This is a genomic window from Pseudomonas sp. St290 (genome assembly GCF_018325805.1).
Classification (GTDB): Bacteria; Pseudomonadota; Gammaproteobacteria; order Pseudomonadales; family Pseudomonadaceae; genus Aquipseudomonas; species Aquipseudomonas bijieensis.
In genome coordinates, this window is record NZ_AP014703.1 from 6,380,821 (window position 1) to 6,397,560 (window position 16,740).

Annotated in this window: 20 protein-coding genes; 12 read left to right on the top strand and 8 right to left on the bottom strand. The window is 62.4% G+C overall.

Translation table 11 applies throughout. The features are described 5' to 3' along the window. Positions 1-6: 6 nt before the first annotated feature. The 8 genes from PBDP_RS28010 (at position 7) to PBDP_RS28045 (ending at position 5,468) form a co-directional block, all read left to right on the top strand. Positions 7-597 (top strand): YggT family protein, encoded by a 591-nt coding sequence (locus tag PBDP_RS28010; RefSeq protein WP_109752399.1) that lies wholly within the window; start codon positions 7-9, stop codon positions 595-597. A 4-nt stretch (positions 598-601) separates the two neighbouring features. Then, positions 602-892, top strand: coding sequence for a DUF167 domain-containing protein (locus PBDP_RS28015; protein ID WP_116833661.1), 291 nt, complete (start codon positions 602-604; stop codon positions 890-892). 217 nt (positions 893-1,109) lie between these two features. Next, entirely contained in the window at positions 1,110-2,249 is a 1,140-nt protein-coding gene (gene metX / locus PBDP_RS28020; protein ID WP_134926229.1) for a homoserine O-succinyltransferase MetX, read from the top strand. Between the two features lie 7 nt (positions 2,250-2,256). Beyond that, complete coding sequence (gene metW, locus PBDP_RS28025; protein WP_109752405.1) at positions 2,257-2,877, top strand: methionine biosynthesis protein MetW; 621 nt, start codon at positions 2,257-2,259, stop codon at positions 2,875-2,877. 25 nt (positions 2,878-2,902) lie between these two features. Beyond that, complete coding sequence (locus PBDP_RS28030; RefSeq protein WP_212801576.1) at positions 2,903-3,337, top strand: DUF4426 domain-containing protein; 435 nt, start codon at positions 2,903-2,905, stop codon at positions 3,335-3,337. Beyond that, the gene (gene rdgB, locus PBDP_RS28035) at positions 3,334-3,930 is read left to right on the top strand and encodes an RdgB/HAM1 family non-canonical purine NTP pyrophosphatase (protein WP_109752409.1); all 597 of its coding nucleotides are present in this window, start codon (positions 3,334-3,336) and stop codon (positions 3,928-3,930) included. Before PBDP_RS28030 ends, rdgB begins: the two co-directional genes overlap by 4 nt. Continuing rightward, on the top strand, positions 3,927-5,126 hold the full coding sequence (hemW, locus tag PBDP_RS28040) for a radical SAM family heme chaperone HemW (RefSeq protein ID WP_249015671.1): 1,200 nt from the start codon (positions 3,927-3,929) through the stop codon (positions 5,124-5,126). The genes rdgB and hemW overlap by 4 nt, the downstream gene beginning before the upstream one ends. Before the next feature lie 18 nt (positions 5,127-5,144). Further along, positions 5,145-5,468, top strand: a complete 324-nt coding sequence (locus PBDP_RS28045) for a DUF3392 domain-containing protein (RefSeq protein ID WP_003177482.1) — start codon at positions 5,145-5,147, stop codon at positions 5,466-5,468. Between the two features lie 163 nt (positions 5,469-5,631). Here PBDP_RS28045 and trmB read toward each other — a convergent pair whose 3' ends face one another. From trmB to PBDP_RS28065, 4 genes are all read right to left on the bottom strand, one after another. Continuing rightward, positions 5,632-6,357: a tRNA (guanosine(46)-N7)-methyltransferase TrmB gene (gene trmB, locus PBDP_RS28050; protein WP_014340682.1), complete on the bottom strand. Its 726-nt coding sequence runs from the start codon at positions 6,355-6,357 to the stop codon at positions 5,632-5,634. Positions 6,358-6,366: 9 nt separating this feature from the next. Then, on the bottom strand, positions 6,367-7,161 hold the full coding sequence (locus PBDP_RS28055; protein WP_003177480.1) for a thiazole synthase: 795 nt from the start codon (positions 7,159-7,161) through the stop codon (positions 6,367-6,369). Positions 7,162-7,215: 54 nt separating this feature from the next. Further along, positions 7,216-7,416: a sulfur carrier protein ThiS gene (gene thiS / locus PBDP_RS28060; protein ID WP_162893874.1), complete on the bottom strand. Its 201-nt coding sequence runs from the start codon at positions 7,414-7,416 to the stop codon at positions 7,216-7,218. Between the two features lie 90 nt (positions 7,417-7,506). Then, positions 7,507-7,878 (bottom strand): DUF423 domain-containing protein, encoded by a 372-nt coding sequence (locus tag PBDP_RS28065; RefSeq protein WP_109752415.1) that lies wholly within the window; start codon positions 7,876-7,878, stop codon positions 7,507-7,509. A gap of 73 nt (positions 7,879-7,951) precedes the next feature. On the opposite strand from PBDP_RS28065, the gene mtgA reads away from it, so the two are divergent. After that, positions 7,952-8,674, top strand: a complete 723-nt coding sequence (gene mtgA / locus PBDP_RS28070) for a monofunctional biosynthetic peptidoglycan transglycosylase (RefSeq protein ID WP_109752416.1) — start codon at positions 7,952-7,954, stop codon at positions 8,672-8,674. A 199-nt stretch (positions 8,675-8,873) separates the two neighbouring features. Here mtgA and rpoH read toward each other — a convergent pair whose 3' ends face one another. The 4 genes from rpoH to ftsY all read right to left on the bottom strand — a co-directional run bounded on the left by rpoH (position 8,874) and on the right by ftsY (position 12,943). Continuing rightward, positions 8,874-9,728: an RNA polymerase sigma factor RpoH gene (rpoH, locus tag PBDP_RS28075; RefSeq protein ID WP_003177476.1), complete on the bottom strand. Its 855-nt coding sequence runs from the start codon at positions 9,726-9,728 to the stop codon at positions 8,874-8,876. Positions 9,729-9,840: 112 nt separating this feature from the next. Next, positions 9,841-10,863 carry a permease-like cell division protein FtsX gene (gene ftsX, locus PBDP_RS28080; RefSeq protein WP_109752418.1) on the bottom strand — a complete coding sequence of 341 codons (1,023 nt, stop codon included), beginning with the start codon at positions 10,861-10,863 and terminating at the stop codon, positions 9,841-9,843. Beyond that, complete coding sequence (ftsE, locus tag PBDP_RS28085; RefSeq protein ID WP_003177474.1) at positions 10,860-11,531, bottom strand: cell division ATP-binding protein FtsE; 672 nt, start codon at positions 11,529-11,531, stop codon at positions 10,860-10,862. Before ftsE ends, ftsX begins: the two co-directional genes overlap by 4 nt. Continuing rightward, positions 11,528-12,943: a signal recognition particle-docking protein FtsY gene (gene ftsY, locus PBDP_RS28090; RefSeq protein ID WP_109752420.1), complete on the bottom strand. Its 1,416-nt coding sequence runs from the start codon at positions 12,941-12,943 to the stop codon at positions 11,528-11,530. The genes ftsE and ftsY overlap by 4 nt, the downstream gene beginning before the upstream one ends. 344 nt (positions 12,944-13,287) lie before the next feature. On the opposite strand from ftsY, the gene PBDP_RS28095 reads away from it, so the two are divergent. Genes PBDP_RS28095 through rsmD form a run of 3 tightly spaced genes read left to right on the top strand, consistent with a single transcriptional unit; the run spans position 13,288 to position 16,737 of the window. After that, positions 13,288-14,643 carry a M16 family metallopeptidase gene (locus tag PBDP_RS28095; RefSeq protein WP_212801577.1) on the top strand — a complete coding sequence of 452 codons (1,356 nt, stop codon included), beginning with the start codon at positions 13,288-13,290 and terminating at the stop codon, positions 14,641-14,643. After that, positions 14,636-16,126, top strand: a complete 1,491-nt coding sequence (locus PBDP_RS28100) for a M16 family metallopeptidase (protein ID WP_109752424.1) — start codon at positions 14,636-14,638, stop codon at positions 16,124-16,126. Before PBDP_RS28095 ends, PBDP_RS28100 begins: the two co-directional genes overlap by 8 nt. Beyond that, the gene (rsmD, locus tag PBDP_RS28105) at positions 16,126-16,737 is read left to right on the top strand and encodes a 16S rRNA (guanine(966)-N(2))-methyltransferase RsmD (protein ID WP_116833669.1); all 612 of its coding nucleotides are present in this window, start codon (positions 16,126-16,128) and stop codon (positions 16,735-16,737) included. Before PBDP_RS28100 ends, rsmD begins: the two co-directional genes overlap by 1 nt. Positions 16,738-16,740: the final 3 nt, after the last annotated feature.

Here is a 16,740-nt window from a genome sequence, read left to right on the forward strand (position 1 = left end):
CCATTCATGATTGGATTGAACACCGCAGCGGTCTATGTGCTGCAAACCCTCGGCAGCCTGTATCTGCTGATCGTGCTGATGCGTTTCGTACTGCAACTGGTGCGCGCCAACTTCTACAACCCGCTGTGCCAGTTCGTCGTCAAGGCTACCCAGCCGCTGCTCAAGCCTTTGCGCCGGATCATCCCCAGCCTGTTCGGCCTGGACATGTCGTCGCTGGTGCTGGCGATCCTCGTGCAACTGGCGCTGATGGCCCTGACCCTGCTGCTGACCTACGGCACCACCGGCAACCCACTGCAACTGCTGATCTGGTCGATCATTGGCGTGACCGCGCTGTTCCTGAAGATCTTCTTCTTCGCCATGATCATCAGCGTGATCCTGTCGTGGGTCGCTCCGGGCAGCCACAATCCGGGCGCCGAGCTGGTCAACCAGATCTGCGAGCCGGCCCTGGCGCCGTTCCGTCGTATCGTGCCGAACCTTGGCGGCCTGGATATTTCGCCGATCCTGGCGTTCATGGTGCTCAAGCTGATCGACATGCTGGTGATCAACAACCTGGCAGCGATGACCATGATGCCGGAAATCCTGCGCCTGCTGATCTGACCCGGTGAGCTACTTTCGCTGGGACGGCGACGATCTGATCCTGGAATGTCACCTGCAACCGGCAGCCCGCAGCGATGACTTCGCCGGGCTGCACGGTGACCGCCTGAAGATCCGCCTCACCGCCCCGCCGGTCGAGGGCAAGGCCAATGCCTACCTGATGGCATTCCTGGCCAAGGCGTTTGGCGTGTCCAAGAGCCAGGTCAGCCTGATCAGCGGCGAATTGAACCGACAGAAACGGGTGCGGATTCATTCGCCGAAGAAGCTGCCGGAGCTGCCAGGCCTGACACGGGCCTGATCGGTTAGCGCCGATCTTGTGGCGAGGGGACTTATCCCCGCTGGGCTATCCGTCGCCTCGGCGTGTCTGGCGGATCGCATTAGCTGTGTTGGGGCTGCTACGCAGCCCAACGGGGATAAATCCCCTCGCCACAGTTAAATCGCCCAGCCGCGCCTTTGCTTGCCGCCTGCCACAGCGGTCTTTAGACTTACGCCTCATTTCAACGCGAGCAGGGTCGATGCCAACTGCCTTTCCCCCCGATTCCGTTGGTCTGGTGACGCCGCAAATGGCGCATTTCAGCGAGCCCCTGGCCCTGGCCTGCGGCCGTTCGTTGCCGGCCTATGACCTGATCTACGAAACCTACGGCACCCTCAATGCCACGGCGAGCAATGCCGTGCTGATTTGCCACGCCTTGTCGGGGCATCACCACGCCGCCGGCTACCACAGCGTCGACGACCGCAAACCCGGCTGGTGGGACAGTTGCATCGGCCCGGGCAAGCCCATCGACACCAACAAGTTCTTCGTAGTCAGCCTGAACAACCTCGGCGGCTGCAACGGCTCCACCGGCCCCAGCAGCCTCAACCCGGACACCGGCAAGCCCTTCGGCGCCGATTTTCCAGTGCTGACGGTGGAAGACTGGGTCCACAGCCAGGCGCGCCTGGCCGATCGCCTCGGCATCGCCCAGTGGGCAGCCGTGATCGGCGGCAGCCTGGGGGGCATGCAGGCCTTGCAGTGGACCATCACCTACCCGGACCGCGTGCGCCATTGCCTGGCAATCGCCTCGGCACCCAAGCTGTCGGCGCAGAACATCGCCTTCAACGAAGTGGCGCGCCAGGCGATCCTCACCGACCCTGAATTCCACGGCGGCTCGTTCCAGGAACACGGCGTGATCCCCAAGCGCGGGTTGATGCTGGCGCGGATGGTCGGGCACATCACCTACCTGTCCGACGACTCCATGGGCGAAAAATTCGGCCGTGGCCTCAAGAGCGAAAAGCTCAACTACGACTTCCACAGCGTCGAGTTCCAGGTCGAGAGCTACCTGCGCTATCAGGGTGAAGAGTTCTCCGGGCGCTTCGACGCCAACACCTACCTGTTGATGACCAAGGCACTGGACTACTTCGATCCGGCAGCGAACTTCGACGATAACCTGGCAAAAACCTTCGCCAATGCCACCGCCAAGTTCTGCGTGATGTCGTTCACCACTGACTGGCGCTTCTCCCCGGCGCGCTCCCGGGAGCTGGTGGACGCGCTGATGGCCGCGCGCAAGGACGTCTGCTACCTGGAAATCGACGCGCCCCAGGGCCACGACGCCTTTTTGATCCCGATCCCGCGCTACCTGCAGGCGTTCGGCAACTACATGAACCGTATAACGCTGTGAGGACGCCATGAGAGCCGATCTGGAAATCATCCAGGAATGGATCCCCGCCGGCAGCCGCGTGCTTGACCTGGGCTGCGGCAACGGCGAACTGCTGACCTGGCTGCGGGACAACAAGCAAGTCAGCGGCTACGGCCTGGAAAACGACCCGGACAACATCGCCGAGTGCGTCGCCAAGGGCATCAACGTCATCGAGCAGGACCTGGACAAGGGCCTGGGCAACTTCGCCAGCAACAGCTTCGACATCGTGGTCATGACCCAGGCCCTGCAAGCAGTGCACTACCCGGACAAGATCCTCGACGAAATGCTGCGGGTCGGGCGCCAGTGCATCATCACCTTCCCCAACTTCGGGCATTGGCGTTGCCGCTGGTACCTGGCGAGCAAGGGCCGCATGCCGGTCTCGGAGTTCCTGCCCTACACCTGGTACAACACGCCGAACATCCACTTCTGCACTTTCGCCGACTTCGAGGCGCTGTGCCGCGAACGCGAAGCCAAGGTCATCGATCGCCTGGCCGTGGACCAGCAGCACCGCCACGGGTGGGCCAGCAAGCTATGGCCTAATCTGTTAGGTGAGATAGGCATCTATCGGGTCAGCAGCCCGGGCCTTACCGATTACCAGGTCGCGGTGTGAGCCCCGGCCTCACCAGGAGCACGACATGAAACGTCTAGGGTTGTTTCTCATCACCGTTTGCCTGAGCGCTGGCGCCATGGCCGCCGACGTTATCAAGGGCGAGCGCAAGGAAGTGTTCGGTGACGTCACCGTGCACTACAACACGTTCAATTCCACCTTCCTGACGCCGGACATTGCCAAGGCCGCAGAGCTGATCCGCAGCAAGGAACAGGGCGTGATCAACGTCTCGGTGCTCAAGGCCGGCGTGCCCTTGAGCGCCCAGGTCAGTGGCACGGTGAAAGACCTCACCAGCCAGAGCATCCCGCTGAAGTTCAAGCAGGTGACCGAACAAGGCGCGATCTACTACATCGCCCAGTACCCGGTGCCCCAGCAGGAAACCCGCACCTTCGAGATCAAGGTGCAAACCGGCGACAAGATCAACACCATCAACTTCAACCAGGAACTGTTCCCGGGCCAATGATCAACTTCACCCAACTCGTACTGGCCAGCCACAACGCCGGCAAACTCAAGGAACTGCAGGCCATGCTCGGCGGCTCGGTGCAGTTGCGCTCGATTGGCGAGTTCAGCCAGGTGGAACCGGAAGAGACCGGTCTGTCGTTCGTCGAGAACGCCATCCTCAAGGCCCGCAATGCCGCCCGCATCTCGGGCCTGCCGGCGCTGGCCGACGATTCCGGGCTGGCAGTGGACTTCCTCGGCGGCGCGCCGGGCATTTATTCGGCCCGTTACGCGGACGGCAAAGGGGACGCGGCGAACAACGCCAAGCTGCTCGAAGCCCTCAAGGACGTGCCCGAAGCCGAGCGCGGCGCGCAGTTCGTGTGCGTGCTGGCCTTGGTGCGCCATGCCGATGACCCGTTGCCGATCCTCTGCGAAGGCTTGTGGCACGGGCGCATTCTCACCGAAGCCAGCGGCGAGCACGGTTTTGGCTATGACCCGTTGTTCTGGGTGCCGGAGCGTAATTGCTCCAGCGCCGAACTGGGGCCCGTGGAAAAGAACCAACTGAGCCACCGCGCCCGCGCCATGGCCCTGCTGCGTCAGCGCCTGGGCCTGCGATGATCGATGATGCTCCGGCACCGCTGATTCACGGCGGTGCACAAACGCCTCGGGCGCCGCTGCCGGTGCTGCCGCCCCTGGCGTTGTACGTACACATCCCGTGGTGCGTGCGCAAATGTCCGTATTGCGACTTCAACTCCCACACCGCCAGCCCGCAATTGCCGGAAGAAGAGTACGTCGACGCCCTGCTGGCCGACCTCGACCAGGATCGGCATGCGGTCTATGGTCGACCGTTGAGCTCGATCTTTTTCGGTGGCGGCACCCCGAGCCTGTTCAGTGCCCAGGCCCTGGGCCGGTTGCTCAAGGGCGTCGAAGCACGCATTCCCTTCGCCCAGGACATTGAAATCACCCTGGAAGCCAATCCCGGCACCTTCGAGCAGGAAAAATTCGTCGCTTACCGGGCCTTGGGCATCAATCGCCTGTCCATCGGCATCCAGAGCTTCCAGCAGGCCAAGCTCGAGGCCTTGGGCCGGATCCACAACGGTGACGAGGCGGTGCGCGCCGCCGGCATGGCTCGCCAGGCCGGTTTCGACAACTTCAACCTCGACCTGATGCACGGCTTGCCCGACCAATCCCTCGACGACGCCTTGAGCGACCTGCGCCAGGCCATCGCCTTGAAGCCGACTCACCTGTCCTGGTACCAGTTGACGCTGGAGCCGAACACGGTGTTCTGGAACCAGCCGCCAACATTGCCCGAAGACGACACGTTGTGGGACATCCAGGAAGCCGGACAAGCCCTGCTGGCCGAGCACGGCTACGCCCAGTACGAAGTCTCGGCCTACGCCCAACCCGGTCGGGCGGCGCGGCATAACCTCAATTACTGGAGCTTCGGCGACTTCATTGGCATCGGCGCCGGCGCCCATGGCAAGCTCAGCCATCCGGACGGGCGCATCGTACGCACCTGGAAGACGCGCCTGCCCAAGGATTACCTCAACCCGGCCAAACGCTTCCTGGCGGGCGAGAAAACCCTGGCCAACGAAGAGCTGCCATTCGAGTTCCTGATGAACGCCCTGCGCTTGACCGCAGGCGTGGAATCGCGGCTGTACCCGGAGCGCACCGGGCTGTCCCTGCAAAGCCTGGCCGAAGGCCGGCGCGAGGCCGAACAAAGCGGGTTGTTGCAGGTCGAACCGGAACGTCTGGCGGCCACCGAGCGCGGACAGCTGTTTCTCAATGACTTGCTGCAGAAATTTCTGAGCTGATCAACACAAGGAAATCGAATGGATCTGGTACTCGACCTGCTGGCCACCGTGTCCCGCTGGAGCCGCAGCAACCTGTCGGAAATCTCCCTGGCATTGGTAGGCTGCCTGCTGGTGCTGTTTGGTGCCGACATCAAGGGCTGGGTCGAACAACGCCTGGGCAGCATCGCCGGCGCCTTGCGCGTTCCACTGATCGCCCTGCTGTGCATGATCGGCAGCGGCGCGGCACTGATCTACGCCACGCCATGGGTCGTCCGAGGTTTGAGCCAGTTCAACAACTACAGCCTGGCGCCGGTGTTGTTGGTGGTGCTGGTGTTGATTGGTGTCGTGGCGGATCGGCGCTGACCCTACAGACACCAGAAAACAAATGTGGGAGCGGGCTTCTGTGGGAGCAAAGCTTGCTCGCGATGCAGGCAACTCGGGGTTGAAGTGGGTACCGAGGTGCTGCTATCGCGGGCAAGCCTTGCTCCCACAAAGCCTTGCTCCCACAGTTTTTACCGCGTGATGCTTACGCCACCTTCTCGAACTTCAAATCCCAAACCCCATGCCCAAGGCGTTCGCCACGGCGCTCGAACTTGGTGATCGGCCGTTCGGCCGGGCGTGGCACGCACTTGCCGTCTTCGGCCAGGTTGCGGTAGCCCGGGGCGACATTCATCACTTCCAGCATGTATTCGGCATAGGGTTCCCAGTCGGTGGCCATGTGCAGCACACCGCCGACCTTCAACTTGCTGCGCACCAGTTCAGCGAACGATGCCTGGACGATACGACGCTTGTGATGGCGACTCTTGTGCCATGGGTCCGGGAAGAACAGCATCAGCCGATCGAGGCTGTTGTCAGCCACGCAGCGGTTGAGCACTTCGATGGCGTCGCAATCGTAGACCCGCAGGTTGGTCAGCCCTTGGGTCAGCACGCCATTGAGCAGCGCACCGACGCCGGGGCGGTGGACTTCCACACCAATGAAATCCTGTTCAGGCGAAGCTGCGGCCATTTCCAGCAACGAATGGCCCATGCCGAAGCCGATTTCCAGCGAGCGCGGGGCCGAGCGGCCGAACACCTGGTCAAAATCCACCGGGGCATCGGCAAGCGGCAGGACAAACAGCGGCGCGCCCTGCTCCAGGCCGCGCTGCTGGCCCTCGGTCATGCGCCCGGCGCGCATCACAAAACTCTTGATGCGCCGGTGTTGGCGCTCTTCGCCTTCTTCCGGCAGGACCGGCGTGTCGTTCGATTCAGTCATCAATGGCTCTTACTTGATCAGACCATCCAGCGGCGAGGAGGCGCTGGCGTAGAGTTTTTTCGGCATGCGACCGGCCAGGTACGCCAGGCGCCCGGCGACAATCGCGTGTTTCATGGCTTCGGCCATCAGGATCGGTTGCTGGGCGTGGGCGATGGCGGAGTTCATCAGCACCGCTTCGCAACCCAGCTCCATGGCGATGGTGGCATCGGAAGCGGTACCGACACCGGCATCCACCAACACCGGGATCTTCGCTTCTTCAAGGATGATCTGCAGGTTGTACGGGTTGCAGATCCCCAGGCCCGTGCCGATCAGGCCGGCCAGCGGCATGACCGCGATGCAGCCGATTTCCGCCAGTTGACGGGCGATGATCGGGTCATCGCTGGTGTAGACCATCACGTCGAAACCTTCCTTGACCAGGGTTTCGGCGGCCTTGAGGGTCTCGATCACGTTGGGGAACAGGGTTTTCTGGTCCGCCAGCACTTCCAGTTTCACCAGGTTGTGGCCATCGAGCAGCTCACGGGCCAGGCGACAGGTGCGCACGGCCTCGATGGCGTCGAAGCAACCGGCGGTGTTCGGCAGGATGGTGTAGCGATCCGGCGGCAGGATATCCAGCAGGTTCGGTTCGCCCGGGTTCTGGCCGATGTTGGTGCGGCGCACGGCGACGGTTACGATTTCGGCGCCCGAGGCCTCGATAGCCAGGCGGGTTTCTTCCATGTCACGGTATTTGCCGGTGCCTACCAGCAAGCGCGACTGGTAGGTACGACCGGCCAGGACGAAGGGCTTGTCGCTACGAACGATGCTCATGGGAAATCCTCTGTTGGGGTGAGGTTCTTGCGAAATGCTGCGAAACCGAAGCGACTAGCCGCCGCCGATGGCATGGACCACTTCGACCGAATCGCCATCGTTCAACGTGGTTTCGGCGTGCTGGCTGCGCGGGACGATATCCAGATTGAGCTCCACCGCGACGCGACGTCCGGCAAGTTCCAGACGGGTCAGCAGGGCCGCGACGGTCTCACCGTCGGGCAGATCAAGGGGTTCGCCGTTCAACTGAATGCGCATGCCGGATGCCGCCATCATTTTTAGGGGCTGGCATTCTAGCCCGATCAGTCTGGGTGACCCAAGCCATTCGTCATGAAATGGACTGCCCGGTCAGCCCAGCCGCCAGGCGGCAAGCCCCAGGCACAGCCAGCCGATCAGGAACGCCACGCCGCCAAACGGCGTGATGATGCCCAGCTTGCTGATGCCTGTGAGGGTCAACAGGTACAGGCTACCGGAGAACAACAGGATGCCCACCACAAAGGAAACCCCGGCCCAGGTGACGATGCGCCCGGGGATGTGCGTGGCCAGCAGCGCGACGCCCAGCAGGGCCAGGGTGTGCACCAGTTGATAGGTGACGCCCGTGTGGAAAATCGCCAGGTAATCGGCGCTCAGGCGATTTTTCAGGCCGTGGGCGGCAAACGCCCCCAGTGCCACGCCTGTGAAGCCGAAAAAAGCAGCCAGCATCAGAAAGCTACGCAGCATGAGAACTCCAATCAGACTCGGGGGACAGGGTCTGTATAATGGCCCGCTCGACGGGTTCGGCCAAGCCATCTCTATGCTGCGTTTATTGTTTCGACGATTCCTTAAAGCCCTGCTCTGGTTCGCCGTCGGCAGCGTTGTGCTCGTGCTGCTGTTTCGCGTGGTGCCGCCACCGTTCACCGCGCTGATGATCGAGCGCAAGGTCGAATCCTGGTTCGGTGGCGAACCGATTGACCTGCAACGCACCTGGCAGCCTTGGGACCGGATCTCCGATAGCCTGAAGGTCGCGGTGATTGCCGGTGAAGACCAGAAATTCCCCGAGCACTGGGGGTTCGACATCGGCGCGATCCAGGCCGCGTTCGCCCACAATGGGCGTGGCGGTTCGATTCGCGGTGCCAGCACCCTCAGCCAGCAAGTGTCCAAGAACCTGTTCCTGTGGTCGGGTCGCAGTTGGCTGCGCAAAGGGCTGGAGGCCTGGTTCACTGGGCTGATCGAAGTGTTCTGGCCCAAGCAGCGGATCCTCGAGGTGTATCTCAACAGCGTCGAGTGGGATGACGGTGTGTTCGGGGCCGAAGCGGCAGCACGACATCATTTTCGCGTAAGCGCCGACGCCTTGTCCCGGCAACAGGCAAGCCTGCTGGCGGCGGTATTGCCCAACCCGCGGGTGTGGAACGCCAGCCGGCCGAGCCCTTATGTACTGCGGCGCGCGAGCTGGATTCGCCAGCAGATGAGCCAGTTGGGGGGCGACAGCTATTTGCTGGAGCTCAATAATTCGCGGCGAGCGCCTTGGACCCAATAACCAAGACACTGGAGACCCCTTGTGGGAGCGAGCCTGCTCGCGATGACAATAGCTCATTCGACATCTTCATCGACCGAGCCAACGCAATCGCGAGCAGGCTCGCTCCCACAAGGAGACCTGCGTCGGGTCCGAGAGTGAGCACAAACAAAAACGCCCCAATCATCTCTGATCGGGGCGTTTTTTATGGCCGCTATCGCAGTCAGGCGGCGATCGACACCTTGAGCTTGTTCATCGCGCTTTTCTCAAGCTGGCGAATCCGCTCGGCCGATACGTTGTACTTCTGCGCCAGGTCGTGCAGCGTGGCTTTTTCCTCGGCCAGCCAACGCTGGTAAAGGATGTCGCGACTGCGTTCGTCCAGCACTTCCAGGGCTTCGTGCAGGTTGGTGTTGGAGTTGTCGCTCCAGTCGGCGTCTTCCAGTTGACGCGCCGGGTCGTACCGGTGGTCTTCCAGGTAGTTGGCCGGCGATTGGAAAGCGCTGTCGTCGTCCGCTTCGGCGGCCGGGTCGAAGGCCATGTCATGGCCGGTCAGGCGGCTTTCCATCTCGCGTACTTCCCGAGGCTCTACGCCCAGGCTTTCGGCTACACGGTGGACTTCTTCGTTGTTCAGCCAGGCCAGGCGTTTCTTCTGGCTGCGCAGGTTGAAGAACAGCTTGCGCTGGGCCTTGGTGGTCGCGACTTTCACGATGCGCCAGTTGCGCAGGATGAACTCGTGGATTTCCGCCTTGATCCAGTGCACGGCAAACGACACCAGGCGCACACCCATTTCCGGGTTGAAACGCTTGACCGCCTTCATCAGGCCAACGTTGCCTTCCTGGATCAGGTCGGCCTGGGCCAGCCCGTAGCCGGAATAGCTGCGGGCGATATGTACGACAAAACGCAGGTGGGCGAGCACCATCTGCCGAGCCGCCTCAAGATCCTGCTCATAATAGAGACTCTCGGCCAGTTCACGCTCCTGCTCGGGCGTCAGCAAAGGAATGCTGTTCACCGTGTGCACATAAGCCTCCAGGTTCGCACCCGGGACCAGAGCATAAGCAGGTTGCAAAGAAGTGGTCATACGAAAAAACCTCCGACTCACATAACTCGTGCAGTTCAGCACTGCGAAAATTGACCGGGAACCATAGGACAAGTTCCCACAAAAACTGAAAGGTCAATACGCGCAAAAAACCCTATTTTGGCGCAAGCTCACGCAAGTGGCGTGCTACCGCAATCCATGCACCGATATAACCCAACAGCACCGCGCCAAGCAAGAGCGACAGACCGTCGGCGACTGGCACTCCGGCCAGCGAAAAATCACTGCCGTACAAACCGGCCAGCCCCACTACCGCGTCATTCAGCCAATCCAGGCCGAACGCCAATACACCCCAGGACAGAATCCCGGCACCGAAGCCATACAACGCGCCCATATAAAGGAAGGGCCTGCGTACATAACTGTCCGTACCGCCGACGAGTTTAATCACTTCTATCTCGGTGCGGCGGTTTTCAATATGAAGACGAATGGTATTGCCTATCACCAAAAGTAATGCAGAAACCAGCAGCACCGTCAGACCGAAGACAAACCGGTCGCCGAGCTTGAGGATCGCCGCAAGACGCTCGACCCAGACTAGATCAAGTTGCGCCTGTTGTACCTTCGGCAACTCGGAAAGTCTTTGTCTTAATGCTTCAAGAGTCGACTTGTCGACCTCGTTCGGCGTCACCAGCACCACGCCCGGCAGCGGGTTCTCCGGCAGTTCCTTGAGGGCTTCGCCCAGGCCGGACTGCTGCTGGAATTCTTCAAGCGCCTGTTCGCGTCCGATGTATTCGGCATCGGCCACGCCCGGCATGGCCTTGATCTGTTCACGCAACGCCTGGCCTTCGCCGGGACTCGCGTCCATCTGCAGGTACAGGGAAATCTGCGCCGCACGCTGCCAGGAACCGCCCAGACGCTCCACATTACTGAGCAATAATGACAGGCCCATGGGCAGGCTCAGGGCCACCGCCATCACCATGCAGGTAAAGAAGCTGCCAATGGGCTGCTTGCCCAGACGCCGCAGGCTGTCCAGCAGGCTGGCGCGATGGCTTTCGATCCAGGCGCGCAGCAGCGTGGCGAAGTCCGGGCCGTCGTCATCGTCGCGTTTTTTCTTCTGCGGCTGCGGATCGGAAGCTTTCGGGGCTACGCGTTCGGCCACTTTCGGGCTGCGAGTCGCACTCATACGCCAGCCTCCCCGTCACCGATCAATCGACCGCGCTGCAAGGTAAGCATGCGGTGACGCATGCGCGCGATCAACGCCAGGTCGTGACTGGCGATCAGCACACTGGTGCCCAGGCGGTTGATGTCTTCGAATACGCCCATGATCTCCGCCGCCAGGCGCGGGTCGAGGTTACCGGTGGGTTCGTCCGCCAGCAGCAAGGCCGGCCGATGGACGATGGCGCGGGCGATGCCTACGCGCTGTTGCTGGCCGGTGGACAGGTCGCCCGGGTACAGGTCGGTCTTGTCCGACAGGGCCACACGCTCCAGGGCCGAGTCCACGCGCTTGATGATCTCGGCCTTGGACAGGCCCAGGATCTGCAATGGCAACGCCACGTTGTTGAACACGGTGCGATCGAACAGCAACTGGTGATTCTGGAATACCACGCCGATCTGCCGGCGCAGGTAGGGGATCTGGGCATTGCTGATGGTGCTCAGGTCCTGGCCGGCCAGCAGCAGTTTGCCGGTGGAGGGCCGCTCCATCGCCAGCAGCAGGCGCAGCAAGGTGCTTTTACCGGCGCCGGAATGGCCGGTGACAAACAGAAACTCGCCGCGACGGACCCGAAAGCTCAACTCATGCAAGCCGACGTGACCGTTCGGATAGCGTTTACCGACCTGTTCGAAACGAATCATGAATGCTCCCGCTCGGCAAACAGCGCCTGGACAAAGGGCTCGGCTTCAAAAGTGCGCAAATCGTCGATGCCTTCACCCACGCCAATGTAGCGAATTGGCAGGCCAAACTGCTTGGCCAGGGCGAAAATGACCCCGCCCTTGGCGGTGCCGTCGAGTTTGGTCAGGGCCAGCCCGGTCAGTTCGACAGTCTGGTTGAACTGCTTGGCCTGGTTGATGGCGTTCTGGCCGGTACCGGCGTCCAGCACCAGCAACACTTCGTGGGGTGCGTCGGCGTCGAGCTTGCCGATCACCCGGCGAACCTTCTTCAGTTCTTCCATCAGGTTGTCTTTGGTGTGCAGGCGACCGGCCGTGTCGGCGATCAGCACATCGATGCCACGGGCCTTGGCCGCTTGCACGGCGTCGAAGATCACCGAAGCGGAGTCGGCGCCGGTGTGCTGGGCGATCACCGGGATCTTGTTGCGTTCGCCCCACACTTGCAGCTGTTCGACCGCGGCGGCGCGGAAGGTGTCGCCGGCGGCGAGCATGACTTTCTTGCCTTCGAGCTGCAGCTTCTTGGCCAGTTTGCCGATGGTGGTGGTCTTGCCGGCACCGTTGACGCCGACGACCAGGATCACGAACGGCTTGTTCTGCGAGGCAATCACCAGCGGCTTTTCCACCGGTTGGAGCAGGCTGGTCAGCTCACCTTGCAGGGACTTATACAGCGCATCGGCGTCGGTCAGCTGTTTACGCGCGACCTTCTGGGTCAGGCTCTGGATGATCACCGAGGTGGCCTCGACACCGACATCGGCGGTCAGCAGGCGGGTCTCGATGTCTTCGAGCAATTCGTCATCGATGACTTTCTTGCCCAGGAACAGGCTGGCCATGCCTTCGCCGATGCTGGCGCTGGTCTTGGACAGGCCCTGCTTGAGACGGGCGAAGAAGCCAACCTTGCTTTCCTCGGCAGCACGGACGGGCTCGGCTGGAGCAGGCGGTTGCGGCTCAGGCGCAGCGGGCGTAACCACAGGCACAATGGCTGCGACCGTCGGCTCGACGACTGGCGCCTCGACAGCCTGTGTCGGGGCCGGAATCGGCGGGGTGACGTGGGGGGCCTGCGCGTCTTCGACCAGCGCAACCGGCTCTTCGGCCACTGGCAAGGTCAGCCAGGGGGTGTGCCCGGCAGGCGGGGTGAGCGGCTGTTCGGTCACCGGTTCAGGCGCGAGTTCAGGTTCAGGCTCGACCGGTTGCAGCACCGGCTCGGCAATCGGCAGGACAATGGGCGCGGCCTCTTCGGCCACTGCCTCGGCGGCGGGCTCAGCCAGCGCTTGTGGCTGCTCGACGACGGTTTCCTGCGGCTTCTTGCGCAGCCATCCGAACAGGCCTTTTTTCTCGCCAGCCTCAGCTGGGGTCTTCTTGTCGTCGTTGGAACCAAACATGGAGGACGGCTATCTCACGGTAGCGACGCGCCACGAAGGCGCCTCGGTGATAAATATTCAATGCTGAACAGACTGCGTTTCATCCAGCTTGTTCACGCGCAACATTTTGTCGAAGCGTCCCGAGGACACCTCAAAGTCGATTTTTTCGAAGGACTGGTACGGCATCATCGGCGAAAACGCCGGGATCAACAGGCAATCCCGAGGCTTCTCCGAGGAACCCAAACAGCCAGGGGTCGATAAAAGACCCGATAGGCGTGGCCGCCAGTAAAACGGATCAGTATCCTAGCACCTCCTCGCCCGCTGAGGCTAAGGCCAAGCGGGCAACCCAACAGGTTTAAACACGAATGAATGCTCTTGCCCGCCGCGCCGCAGGCCTGCTGCTCAGCACAGTTTGTCTGCCCTTTTCAGCCTTGGCTGCCGACCCACAACCCACCCATGAATTCACCCTCGACAACGGCCTGAAGGTCGTCGTGCGCGAAGACCATCGCGCGCCGGTGGTGGTGTCCCAGGTCTGGTACAAGGTTGGTTCCAGCTACGAAACGCCAGGCCAGACCGGTTTGTCCCACGCCCTCGAGCACATGATGTTCAAGGGCAGTGAAAAAGTCGGCCCCGGTGAAGCGTCGCTGATCCTGCGCGACCTTGGTGCCGAAGAGAACGCCTTCACCAGCGATGACTTCACCGCCTACTACCAGGTGCTGGCCCGTGATCGCCTGGGCGTGGCCTTCGAACTGGAAGCCGACCGCATGGCCAGCCTGCGCCTGCCGCCGGAGGAGTTCAGCCGCGAGATCGAGGTAATCAAGGAAGAGCGCCGTATGCGCACCGACGACAAACCCATGTCCAAGGCCTACGAACGCTTCAAGGCCATGGCCTACCCGGCCAGCGGCTATCACACGCCGACCATCGGCTGGATGGCCGACCTGGACCGGATGACCGTCGAGGAGCTGCGCCACTGGTACGAATCCTGGTACACCCCGAACAACGCGACCCTGGTGGTGGTCGGCGACGTGACGCCAGACGAGGTCAAGTCCCTGGCCCAGCGTTATTTCGGCCCGATCGCCCGGCGCGCGGTGCCAGTGGCGAAAATCCCCCTGGAGCTGGCCGAACCCGGCGAGCGCCAGATCACCTTGCATGTGCAGACCCAACTCCCCAGCGTGATGCTGGCCTTCAATGTACCGAGCATCGCCACCGCGACAGACAAGGGTTCGGTCAACGCACTGCGGCTGATCTCGGCCCTGTTGGACGGCGGTTACAGCGGCCGCATCCCGACCCAACTGGAGCGCGGCGAAGAGCTGGTGTCCGGCGGCTCGTCAAGCTACGACGCCTTCACCCGCGGCGACTCGCTGTTCACGTTGTCGGCGACGCCCAACACGCAGAAAAACAAAACCCTCGCCCAGGCCGAAGCGGGCCTGTGGCGCTTGCTCGAGCAGTTGAAAACCACTGCCCCGACCGCCGACGAACTGGAACGCGTGCGCGCCCAGGTCATCGCTGGCCTGGTGTATGAACGCGACTCGATCACCAGCCAGGCCACCGCCATTGGCCAATTGGAGACCGTCGGCCTGTCCTGGAAGCTGATGGACAGCGAACTCGCCGAACTGCAAAGCGTGACCCCACAAGACATCCAGAAGGCAGCCCAGTTGTATTTCACCCGCTCGCGCCTGAGCGTTGCGCATGTCCTGCCCGAGGAGAAAGCTCATGAGTGAGCGTCAATCATCGCGCCGGGTGCTGATCGGCCTGGTATCGATCGCCCTGGTCGGCGCGCTGGCCTTTTACCTGTCGCCTTCGAGCAGTTCCAACGCTAGCCAGGCATTGGACAAGGCCAAGTCCGGCAACAAACTGCAATCTTTGCTCGAACTGAACGACAAGGCGCCCAGTCGGCGCCAGCTCGATGTGCAAACCTGGAAAACCGCTGACGGCGCCAAGGTGTTGTTCGTCGAAGCCCGGGAGCTGCCAATGTTCGACCTGCGCCTGACCTTCGCCGCCGGTAGCAGCCAGGACGGCGACGCCCCCGGCCTCGCGCTGCTGACCAACGCCATGCTCAACGAAGGCGTGGCCGGCAAGGACGTCAGTGCCATTGCCCAAGGCTTCGAAAGCCTCGGCGCGGACTTCGGCAACGGCGCCTACCGGGACATGGCCGTGGCATCCCTGCGCAGCCTCAGCGCAGCCGACAAGCGTGAACCGGCGCTGAAGCTGTTCGCCGAAGTCGTCGGCAAGCCAACCTTCCCCGCCGACTCCTTCGCCCGAATCAAGAACCAGATGCTCGACGGTTTCGAATACCAGAAGCAGAACCCGGGCAAACTGGCCGGCCTGGAACTGATGAAGCGCCTGTATGGCGAGCATCCTTATGCCCACTCCAGCGATGGCACCGCCGACAGCATTCCCCCGATCACCCTGGCCCAGGCCCGGGCGTTCCACGCCAAGGCCTATGCCGCCGGCAACGCCGTGATTGCGCTGGTCGGGGATTTGTCCCGTGCCGAAGCCGAAACAGTGGCCAGCCAGGTCTCCGCCGCACTGCCCAAAGGCCCGGCCCTGGCGAAAACCCCGCCACCGGTGGAGCCGAAGGCGAGCATCGGCCACATCGAATTCCCGTCCAAGCAGACCAACCTGATGCTCGCGCAGTTAGGCATCGACCGCGACGACCCGGACTATGCCGCAGTGTCCCTGGGCAACCAGATCCTCGGCGGCGGTGGTTTCGGCACGCGGCTGATGACCGAGGTGCGGGAAAAGCGCGGCCTGACCTACGGCGTGTACTCCGGTTTCACGGCGATGCAGGCCCGCGGCCCGTTCATGATCAACCTGCAGACCCGTGCCGAAATGAGCGAAGGCACCTTGAAACTGGTGCAGGACGTATTCGCCGACTACCTCAAGAACGGTCCCACCCAAAAAGAACTCGATGACGCCAAGCGTGAGTTGGCGGGCAGCTTCCCGCTGTCCACCGCCAGCAATGCCGACATCGTCGGCCAGCTCGGAGCCATGGGTTTCTATGATTTGCCGCTGAGCTACCTGGAAGACTTCATGCGCCAGTCCCAGGAACTGACGGTCGAGCAGGTCAAGGCCGCACTGAACAAGCACCTGAGCACCGACAAGATGGTCATCGTCACCGCTGGCCCGAGCGTGCCGCAAAAGCCGCTGCCGCCCCCCACTGACAAACCTGCCGAGCAGCCGCTCGGGGTTCCGGAGCACTAATGGCCCGTCCATCGAATTCAAGCAAGAAACCCGTGCACAACGGTGTGAACCAGTTGCGCATCATCGGCGGCGAATGGCGCAGCCGGCGCCTGAGTTTCCCGGACGCCCCGGGCCTGCGCCCCACTCCCGACCGCGTGCGGGAAACCCTGTTCAACTGGCTCGCCCCCTATGTGGCCGGTGCCCGGGTGCTCGACCCGTTCGCTGGCAGCGGCGCGCTGTTTCTCGAAGCGCTGTCCCGTGGCGCCGCCATGGGCCAGGCGCTGGACGCCAGCAACCTGGCAGTCTCCAGCCTGAAAGAACACCTGGGCACCCTGCGCTGTACCGTAGGCCAGGTGCAGACCGCCGACGCACTGCGCTACCTGGACAGCCAACCGGCGACGCCTTTCGACCTGGTGTTCCTGGACCCACCGTTCAACCAGAATCTGTTGCCGACGGTCTGCACCCTGCTCGAGGAACGTCAGTGGCTGGCCGACGATGCCTGGGTCTACACTGAAAGCGAGACTGCCCCGTCCACCCTGGGCTTGCCGGGCAATTGGCGCTTGCATCGCGAGCAGAAATCCGGACGGGTGTATTACGCGTTGTGGCAGCGTTTGGCAAAGGACATTGGCTGAACG